The organism is Pseudarthrobacter equi (assembly GCF_900105535.1).
GTDB lineage: Bacteria > Actinomycetota > Actinomycetes > Actinomycetales > Micrococcaceae > Arthrobacter > Arthrobacter equi.
Genome location: NZ_LT629779.1, coordinates 1891416 through 1913680, shown reverse-complemented (window position 1 = coordinate 1913680; position 22265 = coordinate 1891416). Strand labels below are relative to the sequence as shown.

Annotated in this window: 21 protein-coding genes; 5 read left to right on the top strand and 16 right to left on the bottom strand. The window is 67.3% G+C overall.

All coding sequences use genetic code 11. The annotated features are described in order from the left end of the window. Nucleotides 1-11: 11 nt before the first annotated feature. The 5 genes from rbfA to BLT71_RS08605 all read right to left on the bottom strand — a co-directional run bounded on the left by rbfA (nucleotide 12) and on the right by BLT71_RS08605 (nucleotide 5940). Nucleotides 12-539 carry a 30S ribosome-binding factor RbfA gene (rbfA, locus tag BLT71_RS08625; protein WP_091719279.1) on the bottom strand — a complete coding sequence of 176 codons (528 nt, stop codon included), beginning with the start codon at nucleotides 537-539 and terminating at the stop codon, nucleotides 12-14. A gap of 240 nt (nucleotides 540-779) precedes the next feature. Beyond that, on the bottom strand, nucleotides 780-3653 hold the full coding sequence (gene infB, locus BLT71_RS08620; RefSeq protein ID WP_091719277.1) for a translation initiation factor IF-2: 2874 nt from the start codon (nucleotides 3651-3653) through the stop codon (nucleotides 780-782). 152 nt (nucleotides 3654-3805) lie between these two features. After that, a complete protein-coding gene (locus BLT71_RS08615) occupies nucleotides 3806-4168 on the bottom strand; it encodes a YlxR family protein (RefSeq protein ID WP_091719275.1) in 363 nt (120 codons plus the stop codon). A gap of 174 nt (nucleotides 4169-4342) precedes the next feature. After that, nucleotides 4343-5323: a transcription termination factor NusA gene (gene nusA, locus BLT71_RS08610; RefSeq protein ID WP_091719273.1), complete on the bottom strand. Its 981-nt coding sequence runs from the start codon at nucleotides 5321-5323 to the stop codon at nucleotides 4343-4345. Beyond that, entirely contained in the window at nucleotides 5323-5940 is a 618-nt protein-coding gene (locus BLT71_RS08605) for a ribosome maturation factor RimP (protein WP_091719271.1), read from the bottom strand. Before BLT71_RS08605 ends, nusA begins: the two co-directional genes overlap by 1 nt. 107 nt (nucleotides 5941-6047) lie before the next feature. Between BLT71_RS08605 and BLT71_RS08600 the strand changes: the two genes are divergently transcribed. Together BLT71_RS08600 and BLT71_RS08595 are read left to right on the top strand one after the other, a co-directional pair. Continuing rightward, a complete protein-coding gene (locus BLT71_RS08600; RefSeq protein ID WP_231994480.1) occupies nucleotides 6048-7256 on the top strand; it encodes a DUF4439 domain-containing protein in 1209 nt (402 codons plus the stop codon). Nucleotides 7257-7285: 29 nt separating this feature from the next. Beyond that, complete coding sequence (locus tag BLT71_RS08595; RefSeq protein ID WP_091719267.1) at nucleotides 7286-8338, top strand: aminoglycoside phosphotransferase family protein; 1053 nt, start codon at nucleotides 7286-7288, stop codon at nucleotides 8336-8338. 35 nt (nucleotides 8339-8373) lie between these two features. Here BLT71_RS08595 and BLT71_RS08590 read toward each other — a convergent pair whose 3' ends face one another. The 3 genes from BLT71_RS08590 to BLT71_RS08580 form a co-directional block, all read right to left on the bottom strand. After that, nucleotides 8374-9765: a pyridoxal phosphate-dependent decarboxylase family protein gene (locus BLT71_RS08590; RefSeq protein ID WP_091719265.1), complete on the bottom strand. Its 1392-nt coding sequence runs from the start codon at nucleotides 9763-9765 to the stop codon at nucleotides 8374-8376. Nucleotides 9766-9843: 78 nt separating this feature from the next. Further along, nucleotides 9844-10638, bottom strand: coding sequence for a sulfite exporter TauE/SafE family protein (locus tag BLT71_RS08585; protein WP_091719263.1), 795 nt, complete (start codon nucleotides 10636-10638; stop codon nucleotides 9844-9846). 8 nt (nucleotides 10639-10646) lie between these two features. Next, complete coding sequence (locus tag BLT71_RS08580; protein WP_091719261.1) at nucleotides 10647-12458, bottom strand: proline--tRNA ligase; 1812 nt, start codon at nucleotides 12456-12458, stop codon at nucleotides 10647-10649. 382 nt (nucleotides 12459-12840) lie between these two features. On the opposite strand from BLT71_RS08580, the gene BLT71_RS08575 reads away from it, so the two are divergent. The 3 genes from BLT71_RS08575 (at nucleotide 12841) to BLT71_RS08565 (ending at nucleotide 15135) form a co-directional block, all read left to right on the top strand. Further along, on the top strand, nucleotides 12841-13677 hold the full coding sequence (locus BLT71_RS08575; RefSeq protein WP_091719259.1) for an ABC transporter ATP-binding protein: 837 nt from the start codon (nucleotides 12841-12843) through the stop codon (nucleotides 13675-13677). An 11-nt stretch (nucleotides 13678-13688) separates the two neighbouring features. Further along, nucleotides 13689-14432: an ABC transporter permease gene (locus tag BLT71_RS08570; protein WP_091723915.1), complete on the top strand. Its 744-nt coding sequence runs from the start codon at nucleotides 13689-13691 to the stop codon at nucleotides 14430-14432. Between the two features lie 61 nt (nucleotides 14433-14493). Continuing rightward, complete coding sequence (locus BLT71_RS08565; RefSeq protein WP_231994479.1) at nucleotides 14494-15135, top strand: TetR/AcrR family transcriptional regulator; 642 nt, start codon at nucleotides 14494-14496, stop codon at nucleotides 15133-15135. A 27-nt stretch (nucleotides 15136-15162) separates the two neighbouring features. Here the strand turns inward: BLT71_RS08565 and BLT71_RS08560 are convergent, their stop codons facing one another. The 8 genes from BLT71_RS08560 to dxr form a co-directional block, all read right to left on the bottom strand. Next, nucleotides 15163-15921, bottom strand: coding sequence for a hypothetical protein (locus BLT71_RS08560; RefSeq protein ID WP_091719255.1), 759 nt, complete (start codon nucleotides 15919-15921; stop codon nucleotides 15163-15165). 38 nt (nucleotides 15922-15959) lie between these two features. After that, the gene (locus BLT71_RS08555) at nucleotides 15960-16850 is read right to left on the bottom strand and encodes a GNAT family N-acetyltransferase (RefSeq protein ID WP_091719253.1); all 891 of its coding nucleotides are present in this window, start codon (nucleotides 16848-16850) and stop codon (nucleotides 15960-15962) included. Continuing rightward, the gene (ispG, locus tag BLT71_RS08550; protein WP_015936629.1) at nucleotides 16813-17979 is read right to left on the bottom strand and encodes a flavodoxin-dependent (E)-4-hydroxy-3-methylbut-2-enyl-diphosphate synthase; all 1167 of its coding nucleotides are present in this window, start codon (nucleotides 17977-17979) and stop codon (nucleotides 16813-16815) included. The genes BLT71_RS08555 and ispG overlap by 38 nt, the downstream gene beginning before the upstream one ends. A gap of 30 nt (nucleotides 17980-18009) precedes the next feature. Continuing rightward, nucleotides 18010-18303: a YciI family protein gene (locus tag BLT71_RS08545; RefSeq protein WP_015936628.1), complete on the bottom strand. Its 294-nt coding sequence runs from the start codon at nucleotides 18301-18303 to the stop codon at nucleotides 18010-18012. Between the two features lie 25 nt (nucleotides 18304-18328). Continuing rightward, nucleotides 18329-18826 (bottom strand): hypothetical protein, encoded by a 498-nt coding sequence (locus BLT71_RS08540; RefSeq protein ID WP_091719251.1) that lies wholly within the window; start codon nucleotides 18824-18826, stop codon nucleotides 18329-18331. Continuing rightward, a complete protein-coding gene (locus tag BLT71_RS08535) occupies nucleotides 18823-19563 on the bottom strand; it encodes a MarR family transcriptional regulator (protein ID WP_091719249.1) in 741 nt (246 codons plus the stop codon). The genes BLT71_RS08540 and BLT71_RS08535 overlap by 4 nt, the downstream gene beginning before the upstream one ends. 128 nt (nucleotides 19564-19691) lie before the next feature. After that, nucleotides 19692-21023 carry a M50 family metallopeptidase gene (locus BLT71_RS08530; RefSeq protein ID WP_091719247.1) on the bottom strand — a complete coding sequence of 444 codons (1332 nt, stop codon included), beginning with the start codon at nucleotides 21021-21023 and terminating at the stop codon, nucleotides 19692-19694. Between the two features lie 18 nt (nucleotides 21024-21041). Next, the gene (gene dxr, locus BLT71_RS08525; RefSeq protein ID WP_091719245.1) at nucleotides 21042-22226 is read right to left on the bottom strand and encodes a 1-deoxy-D-xylulose-5-phosphate reductoisomerase; all 1185 of its coding nucleotides are present in this window, start codon (nucleotides 22224-22226) and stop codon (nucleotides 21042-21044) included. Nucleotides 22227-22265: the final 39 nt, after the last annotated feature.

The following is a 22265-nucleotide window of genomic DNA, read 5'->3' as shown; positions in this document are numbered from 1 at the left end:
GCGGTCACGCCTTACTTGGTGCTGTCCGCGTCCTTGTTGGCGTCTTCATCGATGTCGTCGTCGCCGGCGAGGTCAAGTTCCTCTTCGTCGAAGTCGTCTTCGTCGATGTCAACATCCTCGGGAGCATCGCTCTTGTAGGGATCAGCTTCGCCTGCGTGCTTGGCGGTGGCAGCCAGCGCGGCCACCTCGGCGTCGCGCTTCTTGGCTTCCCGCAGCAGTTCCTCCAGGTTGGAAGCCACCACGGGGATCTGGTCGGCGACAAACTCCAGGGTCGGCGTCAGCCGGACGGTGATGTTGCGGCCGACTTCCTGGCGCAGAACGCCCTTGGCCTTCTCCAGCCCCTTGGCAGCGTCGGCCTGGGCGGTCTCGTCACCGAAGACCGTGTAGTACACCGTGGCGTGCTGCAGGTCGTTCGTCACGCGGGCATCGGTCACGGTGACGCCCTCAAGCCGCGGATCCTTGACCCTGCGGCCAAGAGCCTCAGCAACAACAACCTTAATCCGCTGCGCCAACTTGGCAGCACGTGCCGGATCAGCCATTACAACCTCCTGAAAAATTTGGGACGTACGACGGCGGCAGTAGGCCGGCGTCGAGCGTTTCAGTTATGTGCCACGCACCTACGGCGGCCAACGACGATGCCGGAGAGTTTTGGGGGCGCCCGGGAGTGGCATCGGGCCTACCGGAGCTGGGCGGCAAAGGATCGCAAGATCCTTTGCCGCCCAGCGTAGGGGCGGGGCGCCGCCAAAACTCGGAGGCTGCCCCGTCCCATCAAAGCAACCTTAGACGCGCGGCTTCTCGCGCATCTCGAAGGTCTCGATGATGTCACCTTCGGTGATGTCGTTGTACGAGCCAAGACCGATACCACATTCGAAGTCCGTGCGGACCTCGGTGGCGTCGTCCTTGAAGCGCTTGAGCGTCTCGATGGTGAGGTTGTCGCCGATGATCTTGCCGTCGCGGCTGATCCGTGCCTTGGTGTTGCGGCGGATGATGCCGGAGCGGACGATCGAGCCGGCGATGTTTCCGAACTTGGAGGAGCGGAACACTTCGCGGACCTCGGCGGTGCCAAGCTGGAATTCTTCGTATTCCGGCTTGAGCATGCCCTTGAGCGCTGCTTCGATGTCATCGATTGCTGCGTAGATGACGGAGTAGAAGCGCATGTCGACGCCTTCGCGGTCTGCCAGGTCGGCAACCCGCTCGGCGGGCTTGACGTTGAAGCCGATGATGACGGCGCTGTCCACTGTTGCCAGGTTGACGTCGTTCTGCGTGATGGCACCCACACCGCGGTGGATGACGCGCAGCTGCACGCCTTCGCCGACGTCGATCTTGAGCAGGGCGTCTTCGAGGGCTTCCACGGCACCGGACACGTCACCCTTGAGGATGAGGTTGAGGGTGTCGATCTTGCCGTCGGCCACTGCCTGGTCGAAGTCTTCGAGGCTGATGCGCTTGCGGCGCTTGGCGAGCTGGGCGTTGCGGTCAGCTGCTTCACGCTTTTCGGCGATCTGGCGGGCGGTCCGCTCGTCGGAGGTCACCAGGAAGGTGTCACCGGCGCGCGGCACGTTCGACAGGCCGAGGACCTGGACGGGGCGGGACGGCAGTGCCACGTCGAGTGCTTCGCCGTCTTCGTCGAACATGGCGCGGACGCGGCCGTGGGCCGTGCCTGCCACGATCGTGTCGCCGACTGCCAGCGTTCCGGACTGCACCAGGACGGTGGCAACCGCGCCGCGGCCCTTGTCCAGGTTGGCTTCGATCGCGATACCGCGGGCGGCCTTGTCCGGGTTGGCCCGGAGGTCCAGTGCGGCGTCTGCGGTCAGCAGCACAGCGTCGATCAGTTCGTTGATGTTGAGGTTCTGGCGGGCAGAGACCTCAACGAACATGGTGTCGCCACCGTATTCTTCGGGAACCAGGCCGTACTCGGTCAGCTGGCCCTTGACCTTGTCAGGATTGGCGCCTTCCTTGTCGATCTTGTTCACTGCCACGACGATCGGCACGTTGGCCGCCTGGGCGTGGTTGAGTGCTTCAACGGTCTGCGGCATGACACCGTCATCGGCTGCCACCACGAGGATGGCGATGTCGGTGACCTTCGCACCACGGGCACGCATGGCGGTGAACGCCTCGTGGCCCGGGGTGTCGATGAAGGTGATGTCGCGCTCGACGCCTTCGTGTTCGTGGCTGATCTGGTAGGCACCGATGTGCTGGGTGATGCCACCGTGTTCGCCGGCCACGACATCCGAGTTGCGGATGGCGTCCAGGAGCCGCGTCTTACCGTGGTCAACGTGGCCCATGACCGTAACCACGGGGGCACGCGGTTCGAGTTCTTCGTCGCCTTCGGCCTCAAGCTCGGCCTCGACGTCGATATCGAACGTGGAGAGCAGTTCGCGCTCTTCGTCCTCGGGGGAAACGACCTGGAGCTTGTAGCCCAGTTCTTCGCCGAGCAGCGCGAAGGTGTCTTCGTCCAGCGACTGGGTGGCAGTGGCCATTTCACCGAGGTGGAACAGCACGGTCACCAGTGCGGCGGGGTTCGCCTCGATCTTGTCGGCGAAGTCCGTGATGGACGAGCCACGGCGCAGGCGGATCACAGTGGTGCCATCGCCGCGGGGTACGCTCACGCCACCCAGCGACGGTGCGCTCATCTGCTCAAGTTCCTGGCGCTTTGCGCGCTTCGACTTGCGCTGCTTGCCGCGGCCTGCGCCGCCCTTACCGAAGGCACCCTGGGTACCGCCGCGACCGCGGCCGCCCTTGCCAAAGCCACCGCCGGCGGGAGCACCGCCGCCGCCACCGGGACCACCGGTGCCGGGTGCGCCGGGGCGTCCCGGACCGCGTCCGCCGGCGCCCGGACGTCCTGCACCGGCGGGTGCGGGACGCTCAGTGCGGTTGGGCATCATGCCCGGAGTGGGACGGGGACCACCGGGACGCGGTGCGCCGGGGCGGGGGCCACCGGCACCTGCTGCGGGACGGGGCCCACCTGCACCGGCAGCGGGACGCGGACCACCGGGGCGGGGGCCACCGGCGCCTGCCGCCGGACGGGGACCGCCGGGGCGTTCTCCGTCGTTGCGGCCGGGACGGGGCATGCCCTGGGAAGTTGCGAAGGGGTTGTTGCCCGGGCGGGGTGCACGGTCGCCGTCGCCGCCACGGCCGCGGGGCATGCCCTGCGAGGTGGCGAACGGGTTGTTGCCCGGACGGGGGCCGCCGGGACGGGGTGCCGAGGAACCCTGTGAGGAGCCGCCCTGGCGGGGTGCCGGGGCGGGGGTCTCAGCCTTGGGGCCGGGACGCGCGCCGGGCTTGGCGCCCGTGGACGGCGCCGCGGGTGCCGCAGCCGACGCCTGGGGTGCCGCCGGAGCGGAAGCTGCCGGAGCTGCCGGAGCAGCGGGGGCTGGTGCCTCGACCTTGGGGGCCGGAGCCTTGGGCGCGGCGGGGCCGGGAGCCGGAGCTGCCGGGCGTGATTCTGCCGCGGGGGCGGGTGCCTTGGGGGCGGCAGGTGCCGCAGCCTTGTTGGCGGCGTCGGGGAAGGCGTTACGCAGCTTCCGTACGACGGGGGCCTCAATGGTGGAAGAGGCGGAGCGAACGAATTCGCCCAGTTCCTGCAGTTTTGTTACTGCATCTTTGGAAGTGATACCGAGCTCTTTGGCGAGCTCATGTACGCGGACCTTGGCCACATTTCTCCTGTCTCGGTCCGCACCGAGCCAGGTACGAACCGTCTACTTCTTACTGCGGGCCCTGGCCGCGGATGGTGCGGAAGGGCCCATTGCAGAGCGCAACAAAGTTGTCATCGTTACGCACTCATCGCTGGGAACTCATCGGGTTTCCATCAGACTTCTGACCCGCTTTCAGGTTGGACGGTTGGTGCTGCAGCCACCGGGGCGCCTGCGGCGGTCGGGCCTGGCTTGATCCGGCGTTCGACGTCGGCGGTTTCGGTCGCGCCCCGCAGGGCCCGCCCGAATGCCCGCCGTTTGAGCGCCAGGGCAAGGCACGATTCGCTGGGATGCAGCCATGCACCCCGGCCAGCCATCCGGCGTCGTTCATCCACCAGGACAGCGGACGAACCGCTGTCCCCGGCGACGAGCCGGAGTAACTCAGTCTGCGGACCTTTCTTCCGGCAGCCGATGCAGGTACGTTCCGGCCGATTTCCGCTGGTAGGTGTTGCTGCCACGGTGATCGTCCTGACGTTCATATCTGCCGGCCCCCGCAGGTCCTGTGCCGCTGTTGCGGAACGGGCACGCGAAGGCGCACTACTGCCGGCCGTTAGGCGCGGACCTATCTATTCTAGCCCCTTCGGGCCGTTCTACCCGAACCCGTGGCCTGCCACGGTGTGGCAGACCACCTGGGACGGGGCGCTGAAAGTGCTTCAGTTTTCCTTCGGCGCAGCGGCGTCGGAAACGATGTCGATACGCCAACCGGTCAGCTTGGCGGCGAGGCGGGCGTTTTGGCCTTCCTTGCCGATCGCCAGGGACAGCTGGTAGTCGGGGACCACCACCCGCGCGGAGCGGGTGGCTTCATCGGTGATGGTGACGGAATTCACGCGCGACGGCGAGAGGGCGCTGGCGATGAACGTCGCCGGGTTCTCGCTGAAGTCCACGATGTCGATCTTTTCGTCGTTGAGCTCCGTCATGACGGCGCGGACGCGGGAACCCATCTCACCGATGCAGGCGCCCTTGGCGTTGATGCCGGATGCGTTGGCCTTTACGGCGATCTTGGTCCGGTGCCCTGCTTCGCGGGCCAGCGCCACGATCTCCACTGAGTGGTCCGCGATTTCCGGGACCTCCAGTTCGAACAGCTTGCGGACGAGGCCCGGGTGGGAGCGGGACAGCGTGACGGAGGGACCCTTGGTGCCGCGGTGGACGTCGATGACGAGGGCACGGAGCCTGTTGCCGTGAACGTACTTCTCCCCCGGCACCTGCTCGGGCGGCGGCAGCAGCGCTTCCAGAGAACCGAGGTTCACCTGGATCATGTGCGGGTTGTTGCCCTGCTGGATGGTGCCGGACACCAGCTCGCCTTCGCGGCCCTTGAACTCGCCCAGCACGTTGTCATCCTCAACGTCGCGCAGGCGCTGCAGGATGATCTGGCGGGCGGTGCTGGCAGCGATGCGGCCGAAGCCCGCCGGGGTGTCTTCGAATTCGCCGATCGGGGCGCCGTCGTCGTCAATCTCAACAGCCCAGATGGTGACGTGGCCGCTCTTGCGGTCAAGCTCAGCGCGGGCTTTTTCGAAGGCGCCGGGCGACTTGTGATAGGCCACCAGCAGCGCCTGCTCGATGGTGGGAATCAGGAGGTCCAGCGGAATTTCACGCTCACGCTCCAAAAGTCTCAGTGCGCTCATGTCAATATCCATCAGGCCTCCTCGGAAGGTCCATTGTGTTCTGGTTCCAGGCCATCTTCCGAAAGGTGGCTGAATTCGATCTCGACTTTTCCGTTGCGGATCCTGTCGAAAGGAAGTTTTACGGGATCGCCCTGCTTGGGCTTCATGCCCTTCTTGACGGCGATTTCGGGCACGAGGGTGACTCCCCCGTCATCCACCGACTGGATGCGTCCGGTGATGTTCTCACCCTGGATGACCTTGACGCTGGCAATCCGGCCCTTGGCGCGGTGCCAGTGGCGCGGTTCCGTCAGGGGACGTCCGACGCCGGGCGACGAAACTTCGAGGTCGTACGGGCGGGTGTCGGCACCGGGATCGTTATCCAGGACATCCGAGAGCACCTTCGAGATGTCAGCGATGACATCGAGGCTGACGCCGCCGGTTTCTTCCTGCGGCAGGTCCACCACGACGTGGAGCACCCGGTTGGAGCCGGCAACGTTGATGGCGATGTCCTCGAGGTACAGCCGGTTGGCCAGGACGGACGGTTCAAGGAGGGCCCGGAGCCGGTCGGCTTCCGGGTTGTGGGCCGGGGCGGAATCAGCCTTCCCCGGTGCGGTGTGGTCTGATGAAGCCTGGGCTTCTGCATTGCTCACGATGCCGGCCGCCTCCCTTATAGATGATGTGGTGTGTACTAGCGTAGCCATTTTACCGGTCCAGTGGTGCACCGGGATCCCCCTCCGCCGTGACACCATGGTCTGTTGTGGAAGACGACAGCCAGGATAGAAAACCGCGGATGCGCTACGCCCGGTACGCCGTCATTTCACTGGCAGCCCTGCTGGTCCTCAGCCTCGGATTTGCCGTCATTCCGGGCGAGCAGCCCGCTCCGGCCCCGCCGACGTTCACCGATCTGGCCCGTGCCGCCGCTCTGGAAGACGCCCTCGCACTTCGGGCCGCAGGGCTGGACCTTGCCGCCACGGCGGCAGGTGACAGCGCTGCTGGGCATCCCACGCAGGCGGTTGTGACGTTGCTGACTCTCCAGGCCCGCGCCTTCCTCCCTGCGGGTTCGCCGGCTTCACCGTCGGACAGTCCGTCCGCGCCGCCCGCCCCGGCCGCGACATCCGACCCGACGGCGTCAGCGTCCCCGGCGCCTGCTGCCGCTCCCAGTGAAGTGGAGCTGGCCAAGGCCCTGGCCGCCAGCGGTTCCCGGCGGCTCAAGGATGCCCAGGAGGCCGACGGCGGAATGGCGCGCCTGCTCGCTGGCGCAGGGACCGCACAGCTGCTGGCCGCCCGGCAACTGGCCGAAGCCGCCGGCGAGCCCGGCGCAGTCACGGGGGCTGCCACGGACCAGGCGGACGCGACCGCAGGTTCCGGCCCGCTGGTTGGCTCCGCCCCCACTGCATCGCCGGCGGATTGTCCGTTCCCGGCGCCCGACACCACCACTGCGCCCCTGGGCTCCACGCCGGGAGGAGGCCCGCCCGCAGGCGGCAGCCTGTCCGCGGAGAGTGCGGCCGGAAAAACTCCCTGGGCGGGAACCGCCGGGGCCGCGCTGGCGGCCGTCCTGCAGGCCCAGCAGAAGGCGGCCTACGGCTACCAGGCAGCCATACCGCGCCTCGCCGCGGAAGATGCCGGGCCGGCGTCGGAATTCCTCCGGCAGCACCGGGCCGCCGCGGAGGAATCTGAAAACCGCCTCCGGCTGGCATGCCAGCTGCCCCGGCCGCAACCGGCGGGATACGCCCTGGACGCAGATTTCCTCAGCGCGCCGGCCACCGGTCTGGGCACGCTCGAGGCAGCTGCTTTGCCCGTTTACGCCGACCTGGTTGCCTTGACCGAGGGAACGGACCGGGCATGGGCCCTCTCGCTGCTTGAATCCGCTGTTACCCGGACCGCCCATTGGGGCGCCGACCCGGGCCCGGTGCCGGGCATCGTCCTGGATACCGCCATGTTGCCCGCGCTGCCGGCCGGCGGTTAGCCCGCCCTGCAGACACTAGGCTGATGCCGATGACTCCAGCAACGAGCGTGCCCATCCCGTCCGAACTCGACGCCAGGTACCGGCGCAGCAGTTCCGGGCGGGCGTGGCTTGCCTCGCTGCCCGGCCTGATTGCCGGCCGGATGGAACAGTGGAACCTGGCGTCCGGCCTCCTTCCGGGCGCCCTGCCTTGGAGTGGCCATGGCGCTGTGGTGGTGCCTGTGCTGAGGGAGGACGGCACGCCGGCCGCCCTCAAGGTTGCCTACCCCCATGACGAAGCCCTCGGCGAGCCCCACGCCCTGGCCCTGTGGGCCGGTCGCGGTGCCGTGGGCCTGCTGGAGCGGGATGGTCAAACGTGCTCCATGCTCCTGGAACGGCTGGAGGCGGGCGCCTCCCTCAACGACGTGCCGCTGGACGAGGCGGCAGCAGTGTGGGGCGGGCTGGTCCGGCAGCTCAGCCTGGTGCCCGACGCCCGGCCGGAGTGGAGCGCCTTCGGACACATCGCGGCCCGCGCCGAGCAGTGGAGCGATGAATTTCCCGCGGACTGGGACCAGCTGGGCCGGCCCTTTCCGCGGTGGCTGCTCGAGGCTGCCCTGGAGGTCTGCCAGACCCGCGGTGCCGTGGGCCGCCGCTCCGCCCGTGATGTCATGGTCCATGCGGACCTGCACTTCCTGAACATCCTGGCCCGTCCTGACCCCGGGCGGCCCGGAAACGCCCAGCCCTCCGGACGGTACGTTGCGATCGATCCACAGCCGCTGATCGGCGAGGCCGAGTTCGCCGTGGCTCCGCTGCTGTGGAATCGGCTGTACGACCTGCCGGAGGAAGGTCCGGAGGCGGCGCTGCGGCGCCGTTGTGCGGACTTCAGTACCGCTGCAGGACTGGACCCGGAGATAGCGCGGCAGTGGGCGGTCGCCCGGGAGGTGGCGAATGCCCTCTGGTACGCGGCCGAACCGCACCATCAGGGCGATCTTGCCCGGTCGCTCTGGGTGGCCAGTACGCTGGCGGGACGGACGCTTCCCGGGCTGCCGCCGGCCCGTTCGCTGCCTGAACCGGGGCAGGACAGTGGGTCCGGAACGCGCCGCTGAGCGGCCGGTTCCCTCACGGGATTGCAGGCCAGCCGCTAGTGCGCCCGCACGGCCCCGAGGGCGGACCTGACAGCGTCCACTGCAATTTCAATGTCGTCGGCACCGGTCCGCCAGTTACTGACGGAGACGCGAAGGATGTCACGGTCCTGCCACCGGGAGCCGGACATCCACACCCTGCCGTCCGCGATAATACGGGCGGTCACGGCCCGGGTGGTGTCGTCGTCGCCGAAAGCCAGGCTGACCTGGGTGAACTGCACATCGTTGAGTACTTCCACCCCGTCGATGCCGCGCAGCCCGGCAGCGATCCGTGCGGCTGCACGGGCCAGCCCGTTGACCTGTGCGGCAACGCCGTCCCTGCCCAGGCTCCTGAGCGCCGCCCACACCGGGACGCCCCGGGCCCGCCGGGACAGTTCCGGCACTTTCTCGAACGGGTCACCCGGCCCCTCGGCGTCATGCACCAGATAGCTCGCATGCAGCCCCATGGCTGCACGCAGGGCCGGCGCGTCACGGACTATGGCGATGCCGCAGTCGTAGGGGACGTTCAGGGTCTTGTGGGCATCGGTCCCCCACGAATCGGCGCCGTCGAATCCATCCGTCAGGTGGCGGAGTTCCGGCGACGCCGCGGCCCACAGTCCGAAGGCACCGTCGATGTGCACCCAGGCGCCGTGTTTCCTGGCAACCCTGATGGCTTCGGAGAAGGGGTCGAATGCACCGGAATGAAGGTTCCCGGCCTGCAGGCAGACGAGCGCCGGGCCGCTGCCGGCTCCCAGTGCCGCGTCCAGGGCGGCAGGAACCATCCGCCCCTGGCCGTCGGCCTCGACTACGGCCGGTTGGCCCAGCCCCAAGTAGCGCAGTCCCAGGTCCACGGTGTCGTGCCGCTCACGGCCCACGAAGCAGCGGATCCGCGGCGCGCCCGCCAGGCCGTCTCGGTCCAGGTCCCAGCCGGCGTCGGCAAGGAGCCGCCACCGGCCGGCGGCCATGCCGGTGAAGTTTGCCATCGTGGCCCCGGTGACGAACCCGACGTCGGACGCCGCCGGCAATCCCAGCAGGTCCAAAAGCCAGGTCCCGGCGGCTTCCTCGATGGCGGCCATGGCCGGGGTGGCGTAGCGCAGCCCGGCGTTCTGGTCCCAGGCGCTGACCAGCCAATCCGCGGCCAGCGCCGCGGGCAGGGTTCCGCCGATGACCCAGCCAAAGAAACGGCCGGAGGGCATGGCCATGAGGCCGGGCTCGGCAGCCCGCGCCAGGAAGTCCACCACGCCATCCGCAGGGAGGCCCTGGTCCGGGAGGCTTCCGCCAAACACGTCCGTGAGGTCATGCGCCTCGACGGCCGGGCCCACATGCCTGCCGGGAAGGCTGTCCAGCCAGGCCGTGGCGTGCCTTGCCGCCGCTTCCAGGGCTGGCCCGTAGGCGTCGTCGCCGTGTGACATACCTGCATGCTACGCGCTGACCCGGGCGGCGACGAGGGGTGCCACCGCGGGGTCCGGACCATGCCGGGGCAGGGCCGGTCAGGCGAAGTTTTCCTGCCACACGTCAAACCCGAGTTTGACGATCAGGGCGGCCACCACCACCAGGAAAACCACCCTGACGAACCGGCTTCCCTGCTTGACCGCAGTCCGTGCGCCAAGGTAGCCGCCCGCCATGTTGGCAACTCCCAGCAGCAGCCCGAGTCCCCACAGGATCGAGCCGTGCGGCAGGAAGAACATGAGGGCACCGGCATTGGTTGCCATATTTACGATCTTGGCCTTGGCACTGGCCTCCAGGAACGCGTAGCCCATGGCCGATACCAGCGCGATGACCAGGAATGACCCGGTGCCCGGACCGATCAGGCCATCATAGAAACCGATGACCGCACCGATCAGGCAGGCCACGACGTAGTGCTTGTGGCCGTCGTGCCGCAGCGCCGTAATGTCCCCGACGTTGGGCTTGAGGGCCGTGAAAAGCGCGACGGCGACCAGCGCGGCGACGATGATCGGTTTGAAGACGCTGGCGGGCAGGTTGGCCGCCAGGATCGCGCCGCCGAAGCTCCCCGCGAGGGCAATCACCGCCATGGGCAGCGCCGTCTTCAGGTCCGGCCCCACCCTGCGGTAGTAGGTGACCGCGCTGGTGGTTGTCCCGAAGATAGAGCCCAGTTTGTTGGTTGCCAGCGCCTGCACCGGGGTGATGCCCGGGACCAGCAGCAGCGCGGGCAGCTGGATCAGCCCTCCCCCGCCCACCACCGCATCGACCCAGCCGGCACCGAAGCCGGCCAGGACGATGAGGATGAGGGTGGTCAGCTGGAGGTGCTCAAGACCAAAGTCCACGCCCGGGATCAGCTGTTGCGGACGGCGTTGACCACGTAGTCAACGGCCTTGTCCACCGCGACGTTCTCGGCTTCTCCGGTGCGGCGGTCCTTGATCTCCACGACGCCGTCCACCAGCCCGCGGCCGACGGCCAGGATGGTGGGCACGCCCAACAGTTCGGCGTCACCGAACTTCACGCCCGGGGACACCTTGAAGCGGTCGTCGTAGATGACGTCGAGGCCGGCGGCTTCGAGGCCCTCGGACAGCTGCTCAGCGGCGGCGAAAATGTCCTCGCCCTTGCCCACCGCGACCACGTGGACGTCGGCAGGTGCCACGGCGCGGGGCCAGGTGAGGCCCTTGGCATCGTGGTTGGCCTCGGCCAGGGCGGCCACCGCGCGGGTGACGCCGACGCCATAGGAACCCATGGTGACCGTGACCTGCTTGCCGTTCTGGTCCAGCACCTTGAGGTCCAGGGCTGCGGCGTACTTGCGGCCGAGCTGGAAGATGTGGCCCATCTCGATGCCCCGTGCCGTTTCCAGGGGGCCGGAACCGTCCGGTGCGGGGTCGCCAGCGCGGACCTCGGTGCACTCGATGACGCCGTCCCAGGTGAAGTCGCGGCCGGCAACGAGGCCGAAGACGTGCTTGCCGGCTTCGTTGGCGCCGGTGATCCAGCTGGTGCCGCTGACAACCCGCGGATCCACCAGGTACAGCAGCTTGGTGGTTCCTTCGGAGCCCAGGAGCGGTGCGTCCAGCGACAGGCCGGGGCCCAGGTAACCCTTGACGATCAGGGGCTGCTTCTTGAGGTCCTCTTCGCCGGCCTGCTCGAGTCCGATCTCGCCGGCCATCGGCAGGAACGCGCCGATGTTGGCCTCGACGCGCTTCAGGTCCACGCCGCGGTCGCCGGGAAGGCCGATGACCACCAGCTGGCGTTCACCGGTGGGCAGCGTGACGGCGAGGACAACGTTCTTCAGCGTGTCAGCGGCAGTCCAGGCGCCGCCGTCGGCCTCTGCCCGGGGCGCGATCTGGTTGGATGCGTTGACCAGGGTCTCAATGGTGGGTGTGTCCGGGGTATCCAGGACCTGCGCGGCAGGCGCATCCGTGAAGTCGATGTCTTCGGGCACCACGGTGGTGACGGCTTCGACGTTGGCTGCGTAGCCTGCGGCAGACCGGACGAAGGTGTCTTCGCCGATTTCCGTGGGGAACAGGAACTCCTCGCTCCGGGAGCCGCCCATGGCGCCGGCGGTGGCTGCCACGGGGACAACCTCGAGGCCGAGCCGCGCGAAGATCTTGAGGTACGCGGACCGGTGGGCCGCGTAGCTGGCGTCCAGGCCGGCGTCGTCCACGTCGAAGGAGTAGGAATCCTTCATGATGAACTCGCGGCCGCGGAGGAGGCCTGCCCGGGGACGGGCCTCGTCGCGGTACTTGTTCTGGATCTGGTAAAGGCTCAGGGGCAGGTCCTTGTAGGAGGAATACAGGTCCTTCACGAGGAGTGTGAACATCTCCTCGTGCGTGGGGGCCAGGAGGTAGTCGGCGCCCTTGCGGTCCTGCAGCCGGAACAGCCCCTGACCGTACTCGGTCCAGCGGTTGGTTGCCTCGTAGGGTTCACGCGGCAGCAGGGCCGGGAAGTGGACTTCCTGGGCACCGATGGCGGTCATTTCCTCACGGATGACCTGCTCCACCTTGCGGAGTACGCTCAGTCCCAGCGGCAGCCAGGTGTAGATCCCGGGAGCCGCGCGGCGGATGTAGCCGGCGCGGACCAGCAGTTTGTGGCTGGCCACCTCTGCATCGACGGGATCTTCACGCAGGGTGCGCAGGAAAAGCTGGGACATTCTAAGGACCACGGGTGGTATCCGTTTCTGGAAAAGTGCTGGATCAGCAGGGCCGGACAAATTCGTCTGCATACTAATCTACCGGCACAGCACCACTCGCCTGGAAACAGTAGAGCCACGCCCGATTGCAAAGCCCCTGGCCCCCCAATAGGGCTGGTCATTGCATCCGGGCGTGGCTCAACGCCGTTATCGCCTTATTACAGGTGAGGACTGGTGAGACCGCCCACTCCACTCAGCGCAGCTAGATCGAACCTATGTGATGGTGGGCACGTTGACAAGTAATTTCTTCCGTGAAGAGCTATTGACCGGGCGGAAAGCCGGACTTACCTTGAATTCACCAGGTGATGAATTTCGGGCCTTCAGCCCGCGACGCCTGCTCCACGCGGAGGCAGCCATGTCCCCTTCCACTCCGGGATTCGCGGGGAGCGGTCCTGTCCCGGACAGTTCCAACCCCGTGGCGGGTGCTGCAGTGTCCGTCTCCGGACTGACGGTAAGGCGGGGCCGGGACACTGTGCTCCAGAATGTTGACTTCTCCATTCCGGCCGGCCGGATCACGGGTCTGCTTGGCCCGTCCGGGAGCGGCAAAACCACCCTGATGCGCACCATCGTGGGCGTCCAGGCGGCGTCCGGTGCCGTGCAGGTGCTGGGCCGCCCCGCGGGCCATCCGATGTTGCGCCACCTGGTGGGGTATGTGACGCAATCGCCCAGTGTTTATCCGGACCTGACGGTCGAAGCCAACGTGCGGTACTTCGGCGCCATGCACCGCAAGGGCAAACCCGACGTAGCGGAGGCGATTGCCGCCGTCGGACTCGTGCCCCAGGCCCGGCAGAAGGCCGCGGACCTGTCCGGCGGCCAGCTCAGCCGCGTTTCCCTGGCCTGCGCGCTGGTGGCACGCCCCCAACTGCTTGTCCTGGACGAGCCCACCGTGGGCCTGGATCCCGTGCTGAGGGCGGACCTGTGGAACCGTTTCCGGTCCCTCGCGGAGGCCGGCACCACGCTCCTGGTCTCCAGCCACGTCATGGAGGAAGCCAGCCACTGCCACAGCCTGCTGCTGCTGCGCGGGGGCAAGCTCCTGGCGCAGCTGACGCCCTCGGAACTGGCAGAACGCGGGCGCAGCAACGACCTGGAGCAGGCGTTCCTCACCATCATCACGGAACAGGAAGACCACGACGGCGGGATCCCGGCACGCAGCGCACACTCCGCCGGATGGCACGACAGGAGGATGCGGTAATGGATGCCTGGATGCTGTTGGCCACCACCCGCCGGGTCCTGGGGCAACTCCGCCATGACCACCGGAGCATCGCCATGATCCTGGTGGTGCCCGCCCTCCTGCTGACGGCGGTCTATTACCTGTACGGGAACGAGTCCCTCCCTCCGGGGGCACCCCGTACGTTCGACCGCGTGGGACTGATGATGCTCGCGATCTTTCCCTTCGTGGTGATGTTCCTGGTCACGTCCATCACTATGCTCCGCGAACGCACGTCCGGCACGCTGGAACGGCTGCTCACCACGCCGGTCCACAAGGCAGACCTGCTCTTCGGCTACGGCCTGGCCTTCTCCATCATGGCCGCGCTGCAGTCCCTGGTGGCCACCGCCGTGGCCTACTGGGTCTTCGGCCTCAACATCGAAGGCCCACCAGGCCTGGTGATGCTGATAGCGGTGATCAACGCCGTCCTGGGCGTGGCACTGGGCCTGCTGTGTTCCGCCTTCGCGAGGACCGAATTCCAGGCCGTGCAGTTCATGCCGGTGGTGGTGGTGCCCCAGATCCTGCTCTGCGGCCTTTTTGTTGCGAGGGACCGGATGAACGGTGTCCTGGAAGCGATCTCCAATGTGCTGCCGCTGACGTTCTCGGTGGATGCACTCCAGGAAATCGCCTCCAACAGCGAAGCAACGGGCCAACTGTGGCAGGACACCGCAATCATGGCAGCCATAGTCCTCGGCGTCCTGCTGTTGGCCGCCCTCACCCTGCGCAGGCGCAGCGCATGACCCGCCGCTTCAGGGCATGAAGCCGCCGGCAGGGCATGGAAGGACGCCGCCGGAGCACGGCGTGACTCCGCAGGAGCGGGTGGAACCTCTGCCGGCACGGGACTCCACTGCTCCCCTGCGGCGGGGACGCCGGGGCGGCAGCACGGCATCCCGGGAGCACATCCTGAAAACGGCACGCCGGATGTTCGCCGACCACGGATTCGAGGGAACAAGCCTCCGCCAGGTTGCGCGGGCTGCGGGAGTGGACCCCGCCATGGTGCACCACTTCTTCAGCGGCAAGGACGAACTCTTTGCCCTCTGCGTGGAACTCCCCGCGGACCCCGGGCAGGTGCTTGCCGGCGTCGCGGACACCGATCCGGGGCTACGCGGAGAGTTGCTGGTCCGCGCAGTGCTCCGCCTCTGGGAGGGCCCTGCCCAGCCCGGCCTGCTGGCCTTCCTGCGGGGAACTCTGGGGTCAAAGGCAAAGACGGCAATGCTGCGTGACGTGGTGGCACGCACCATCATCAGCAGGGCGATGGCCGGCATCCCGGGGACAGCCGATGAAGTTGCCCTCCGCGGGAGCCTGGTGGCTACGCAGATGGTTGGCCTGATGATGGTGCGGTACGTGGTCCGGCTGGAGCCGCTGGCCTCCGCTGCCTCCGAAGACGTGGTCCGGTCAGTCGCCCCGAATGTGCAGCGGTACCTGACCGGGACGCTGTCCTGACCGGGGTCCCTGCGTCATGCGGGCGGGCTACTTGATGAGGGCTGCCGCAGAATCCAGGAGCGAACCTGCCTGTTCCTGGGCACCCGCACCGTCTGTTCCGCCGGATGCGACGGCGGTCAGCACCACGCCGTGGTGGACAGCCTGGGCGGTGGTCACCGACTGGACCTGCCCGTTGGGCAGCGTCGTTTCGGTGCGGAACGCGGTGGTTTCCGCAACCCCGCTGACGCCGTCGATGCGGGTGATGGCAACCGCCACCTTGACGCCCGCCACCGTCATGACCATGTTCGAGCACTTCTCCAGCTGCTCAGAGGGGTCGGAAACCTTCGCCAGAGCGGCCTGGTCCAGCCCCGACATCAAGGAAAGGGCGGTGACCATACCGGAGGAGGCGTCCGTGCTGAGGCCCATGGCAATTGCCGCTCCGTCCAGGGACGGTACCTGGCCGGAGGCCGCCAGTTCCTTGCATGCGGCCGGCTCAACCTCGATGGAGGACATCATGTCCTTGGACTGCTGCAACGTGCTGGCCAACTGGTCACTGGGGACCGGTGTCAGCCGGCGGTCTGCCGAGTCCCGCACCTCGCGGACAACTCCGGCCAGCTCCTCGCTGGTGTACACCTTGTCCGGTGTGGGGGTGGGCGAGGGAGTGGCGGTTTCCGCCGATGTTCCGGCTGACGCGGAGCTCCCCGCCGACGCAGCGTCTCCCCCGGGCGCCGAGGTGCCCCCGCAGGCTGAAACACCGATAACCAGAACCGCAGACACCGCGAACGTACCCAGCACAGAATTCTTCAATTTTCCCCCAAGTCCAAATGCTGCCCTGCGTCGGGCCGCTAGAAGAGAACTGTAGCGAACGTGCCCACCTGGCGGAAGCCGACACGTTCATAGGTGGATCTGGCCCTGACGTTGAAGCCGTTGACGTAAAGGCTGGTCAGCGGCGCGATCTTCTGCGCCTGCTCCACGACGGCGGACATGTAGCCGGAGCTCAGCCCCTTCCCGCGGTACTGCGGATTCATCCAGACCCCCTGGACCTGGGTGACCTCGGCGGTGACGGCGCCGAGTTCGGCTTTGAAGACCACTTCCTTGGCTTCGTTGAGGTGGACCAGCGAATAGCCCTGCCGGATCAGGCCTTCGACCCGGCGGCTGTAGAACTCCCGGCCGCCCAGGAACGGCGAGTAGCCCACTTCTTCTTCGAACATGGCGGCGCAGGCGGGCAGGATGCGCTCGAAGTCTGCCAGGTCACCCAGCCCCAATCCAGGGTTGGGTGGAACGTCGGCCGGCCCGTCGATCACCATCAGGGGCTGGTCCGGGCGGATTTCGTGGGCGCGGTGGCCCAGTTCAGCAAGTTCCCCGTGAAGGGCCAGCACCGCATCAGCGGGCCCGAAAGCGGACGCGTAGCGCCGGCCGGAGCGGTTGGCGGCTTCGGCCACCAGCGGCGCGAAGGCCGGGTCGAGCTGGATGGGGACCAGGTTGGCGCCCGCCCAGCAGGCACCTACCAGCGTGCCGTCGTCGAAAACTCCGACGATGCCGGCACCGCCGCTGGTGGGAGCGGCGGTACCGGCAGTGCGTAAATGCGCGAGGATGAACACGTTGGCCACACGGTCCTGCTCAGCCAGGTGCCTGAGCGCGGCGGTGTCGCCGCCGTCCAGGGTGCGGACGGATATCCCCGGCGGGTCCGGCTCGTCCTTACGAGACGCTAACCACGGGGCCACCTTTGACAGCATCTTCGCCATCGGCCTCCCCCATCTCTTCCGCGATACGCATGGCCTCTTCGATCAGTGTCTCAACAATCTGGCTCTCCGGCACAGTCTTGATGACTTCACCCTTCACAAAGATCTGTCCCTTGCCGTTGCCGGAAGCGACGCCGAGGTCGGCTTCGCGTGCTTCGCCGGGCCCGTTGACCACGCAGCCCATCACGGCGACGCGCAGCGGGATCTCCATGCCTTCCAGGCCGGCTGTGACCTGCTCCGCGAGCGTGTAGACGTCCACCTGCGCGCGTCCACAGGACGGGCAGGACACGATTTCGAGCTTCCGCGGCCGCAGGTTCAGCGACTGCAGGATCTGGTTGCCAACCTTGATTTCCTCAACGGGCGGGGCGGAGAGGGAGACACGGATGGTGTCGCCGATGCCACGGGAGAGCAGTGCGCCGAAGGCGGTGGCGGACTTGATGGTTCCCTGGAATGCCGGACCGGCCTCGGTTACGCCGAGGTGGAGGGGCCAGTCGCCTTTTTCGGCGAGCATCTCGTAGGCGGCCACCATGATCACGGGGTCGTTGTGCTTGACCGAGATCTTGAAGTCGTGGAAGCCGTGCTCTTCGAACAGGGAGGCTTCCCAGACGGCGGATTCAACCAGGGCCTCGGGGGTAGCCTTGCCGTACTTCTTGAGGATTCCCGGTTCCAGCGAGCCGGCGTTGACGCCGATGCGGATGGAAGTTCCGTGGTCCCGGGCGGCCGCGGCAATTTCCTTCACCTGGTCATCGAACTTGCGGATGTTGCCGGGGTTGACCCGGACGGCCGCGCAGCCGGCTTCGATGGCAGCGAAGACGTACTTGGGCTGGAAGTGGATGTCCGCGATGACCGGAATCTGGGACTTGCGGGCAATGATGGGCAATGCTTCGGCATCATCGGCCGACGGGCATGCAACGCGCACAATGTCGCAGCCAGAGGCGGTCAGTTCCGCGATCTGCTGCAGTGTGGCGTTGATGTCGGTGGTGGGCGTGGTGGTCATCGACTGCACGCTGATGGGGGAATCCGAGCCGACTCCCACCGAACCGACTTTGATCTGGCGCGTCTTGCGGCGCGGGGCAAGGACGGGCGGCGGTGCTGCGGGCATTCCCAGGCTGACCGAGGTCACGTGGACTCCTAGAGGTGAAGGGGAAACGGCTTAGGCTGCGAGGCCGGCGAGCATGCCGGTCACGGGTGACCATTCGGTGACGCGGATACCGGCAATAACCCCGGCAGCGGCGAACGGATCCTGCTTGAGGACCGAGTTCAGGGATGCCTCGTTGTCAGCTTTGAAGATCAGCAGCGCGCCGGCGCCGTCTCCATAGGGTCCGCTGGCAAGGATCACGCCGTCCTCGGCCAGGCCGCCGGTCCATTCGCGGTGGGCGGGCCGTGCCTCGTTTCGGGCTTCGGTGGAATCGGCGGCGTAAACGTACTCAACGGCAAAAACTGTCATAGCGCTACCCTATCGCTCCGCCGGCCTAGGCCAGGAAAATCACCTTCACGGCGGCCGCTATCCCGGCGGCCCACAGCATGGACGCCAGGGTGCCGATGATGAACCGCTCGGCGGCCACGGGGGTTTCCTTGAGTTCGGCGAACCGGCCCAGTCCCTTGATGGCGACGATGTACGCGATGGCAACGGGCTGGCCCGCGAGGATGGCCAGGCAGACGCCGAGTCGCTCGAGGACCCCGATGATGGCACCGCCGCGGAGGATCCGCTGGACGGGTGCGGCGGGAACGTCCGACGCCGGCTGGCCGGTATGCGCCGTCAGCTCACCGTTGACAGCCTGGCCGGTGTTGTCCGGGGCCGGGACGTCCACCGTGACGTCGGCCGCGGGATCCTCTGCAGTGTCACGTGCCTTGGTTGCTGCGTCCGCCTTGTCGTCGATCGTCCGGGCCAGCCGGAAGACGAGGGCGGTGACGGGCCAGCCGCCAAATCCTGCCGCCAGCAGTGCGGCAGCGATCCACAATGCGGTCACCGGTCTCCTTTGGTATGGGCAAGGGCGTAATCCAGGAGCATTGCTGCTGCCGGCCTGGCAGCCCATTCTTCCTGCCACCCGGAACGAAGGACGGCGCGGCTCACCGACTGCTCCGTAATTCCCAGTTCCCGGGCCACGGGCTTCTGGCTGCCATGCCTGCCCCCTCCGCCCGCTGCCCGCAGCCGGTCAACCACCCGCCACTGCGCTTCCGTCCGCTGTTGGACCAGGCGTCCTATGAGGCGCAGGACGGCCTGGGCATTGGCTGCGGCGTTCATGGCTGCACTCGCTGCATCGGTTGCGGCAGTCGGTTCGGCGTTCGTTCCAGCAGTGGCTCCGTTGTTTGTGCCGGTGGGCCCTTCCCGGGAATTCCGGGGTGCGCCTTTGACACTGTCCATGGTGCCCGCCACCACCGACAACGGAACATGGCCGGCCGCGCCCTTGGCGATTTCCACTGCGGCGCGGGCCGCCACGAAGCCGCTTCCGGTCCCTTCGCGCGGGCTCCGGCCAGGCTCGAGGCGGACGTCACCGATGCCAATACCGACGTACCAGTGCCCGCTCCGCAAGGCGTGCAGGGCAATGTCCACCACGTCCCGGGCGTCGCCCACTGTGCCCTGGAGTTCGTCGCCGACGGAGCGTTCGAAGCGCGCACCGGTGAGGCTGTGCAGTTCCTCGATCAGGTGGGGCACGCGGTCAACGTCGGAGGTGCTGCCGCGCTGGTCGATGGTCAATACGTACATGCCTCAACCGTATGCGGGTGATACTCAATAATCAATCATAAACAGCTGATTATTTAATATCAGCTACATTTAGCTGATTATCAGCATTCAGCCGTTGGAAGCTACAGGACCTCTTTGATGGGTGCCGGTCAGCCGAAGAGGTTCACGGGTTTGACGATGTCGGCGTAGATCAGCAGCGCACTCATGCCCATCAGCAGGGCGGCCACCACGTACGTCACCGGGAGCAGCTTGGCGATGTCGAAGGCGCCGGGGTCCGGCTTCCCGAAGAGTTTCGCCACCTGGCGCCGTGCGCCCTCGTACAGCGCGCCGGCCACATGGCCGCCATCGAGCGGCAGCAGCGGAACCAGGTTGAAGACAGCCAGGGCGAAGTTCAGTCCGGCCAGCAGCCCCACCAGGATGGCCACACGGGACTGCACCGGGATCTCTTCCATGGCAGCTACCTCGCCGGCTACCCGCCCCACGCCCACCACGCTGATGGGTCCGTTGGGATCGCGTGGTTCCTCGCTGAAGGCGGCCTTCGCCACGCCCACCACGCGGGCCGGGAGGTTGAAGATCACTCCTGCCACCTGCTTGATGTTCTCCCCCGCCATGGGCAGGACGGACGACACCGGCTGCGGCACCAGTTCGGTCTGCGACCCGATGCCGAGGAAGCCCACGTCCTGGTAGCGCAGGGTGCCGGACGCGTCGGTTTCCTGCCGGCCGTCGACGCCGATGATGGGCCGGGCGGAGAGGACGGGGGTGACAGTGGTGGACACCGAAGACCCGCCGCGCTCAACCGTGATGGCCACTTCCCGGCCTGCAGAGGCCCGGATCCATTCGGTCAGCTGGTCCCAGCTGGTGACTTGCTTTCCGTCGAAGGACGTGACGGTGTCGTTGGGCTGGAGCCCGGCCGCGGCCGCCGGGGTGAGCTGGCAGTCAGCAGAATCCGGGTCCACGGTTTCGCCGGCGGCAACCTGGCATTTCGAGACATCGGAGATGGTGGTGGTTGCCGTGGCCGTGCCGAAGCCCATGAGGAGGATTGCCATGAGGAGGACGCCGAGGATCATGTTCATGGCTGGCCCGCCCAGCATGACGATGACTTTCTTCCACACCGGAAGGCGGTAGAAGACGCGTTTTTCGTCCCCGGGCCCCACTTCCTCATGCGCCATGGAGCGTGCCTCGGTGGCCAGCGTCTGGAACATCCCGGTGCTGGAGGGCCGGACGGAACCGTCCTCCTTGTTGGGCGGGTACATGCCGATCATGGACACGTAGCCGCCCAGCGGGATGGCTTTCACGCCGTATTCGGTTTCGCCCTTCCGCCTGGACCACAGGGTGGGACCGAAACCGATCATGTACTTGGTGACGCGCACCTTGAAGAGCTTGGCGGGTACCAGGTGTCCCACTTCGTGCAGCGCGATGGACGCGGCGATACCAATGGCTACGAAGACGACGCCGAGGATGAAAAGAAGAACGGGGGTCATGGAGGTGCTGCTGCTTCCCTAGAGACTGCTGACTGCTAAACGTTCGTGTGCGCGGGCCCGTGCCCAGCTCTCAGCATCCAGCACGGATTCCACCGTCAGCCGGGAGGAACCTGTGTGTTCGCTGAGGACCGCATCCACGGTGTCCACGATGTCCGTGAAGCGGATCCGCCCCGCGTGGAAGGCCGTGACGGCTTCCTCGTTGGCGGCGTTGAAGACCGCGGGGAAGGTGCTCCCCTGCTTCGCCGCGTCCTTGGCAAGGTCCACGGCGGGAAAGGCTGCTGCGTCGAGCGGCTCGAAGGTCCAGGTGGCGGCCTTGGTCCAGTCGCACGGCGTGGCCGCGTTGGGTACCCGGTCCGGCCACCCCATCCCCAGCGCGATGGGCAGCCGCATGTCCGGCGGGGAGGCCTGCGCAATGGTGGAGCCGTCCACGAACTGCACCATGGAGTGCACCACGGACTGGGGATGGACCACCACGTCGATCCGGTCCAGCGGAATGTCGAACAGCAGGTGGGCTTCGATGACTTCGAGCCCCTTGTTGACCAGGGTGGCGGAGTTGGTGGTGACCATCAGCCCCATGTCCCAGGTGGGGTGGGCGAGGGCTTCCTGTGGGGTGACCCCGTGCAGTTCTTCCCGGCTCCGGCCGCGGAAGGGCCCGCCGGAGGCGGTAAGGACCAGCTTGTCCACTTCCGCTGCGCTGCCCGAGCGCAGGCATTGGGCGATGGCGGAGTGTTCGGAGTCCACGGGAACGATCTGCCCGTCGCGCGCGGCTGCCTTCACCAGCGAGCCGCCGACGATCAGCGATTCCTTGTTGGCCAGCGCCAGTGTGGCTCCGGACTTCAGCGCGGCAAGGGTGGGTGCAAGGCCGATGGACCCGGTGATGCCGTTGAGCACCACATCCGCATTAATCTCTGCGATGCGCGTGGAGGCATCCGGTCCGGCGATGATCTCCGGGCGGTAGCCGGAGCGGCCCGCTGCGGCGGCTGCTTCGTCAATCAGCACGGCAAGCTCGCGGGCGTCCCCGGCGGCGATACCGACGGCCGCCGCACCCGTGTGGACGGCCTGCCGGGCCAGGAGCTTGAGGTTGCCGCCCCCGGCGCTCAGTGCCACGACCTCGAAACGATGCGGGGCGCCGTCGACGACGTCAATCGCCTGGGTGCCGATGGAACCGGTGGATCCGAGGATGGCGATTCTGCGTGGCTGCATGGGTTAAGTATCCCGCACCAATGCGGTCCGGTGCGCCGC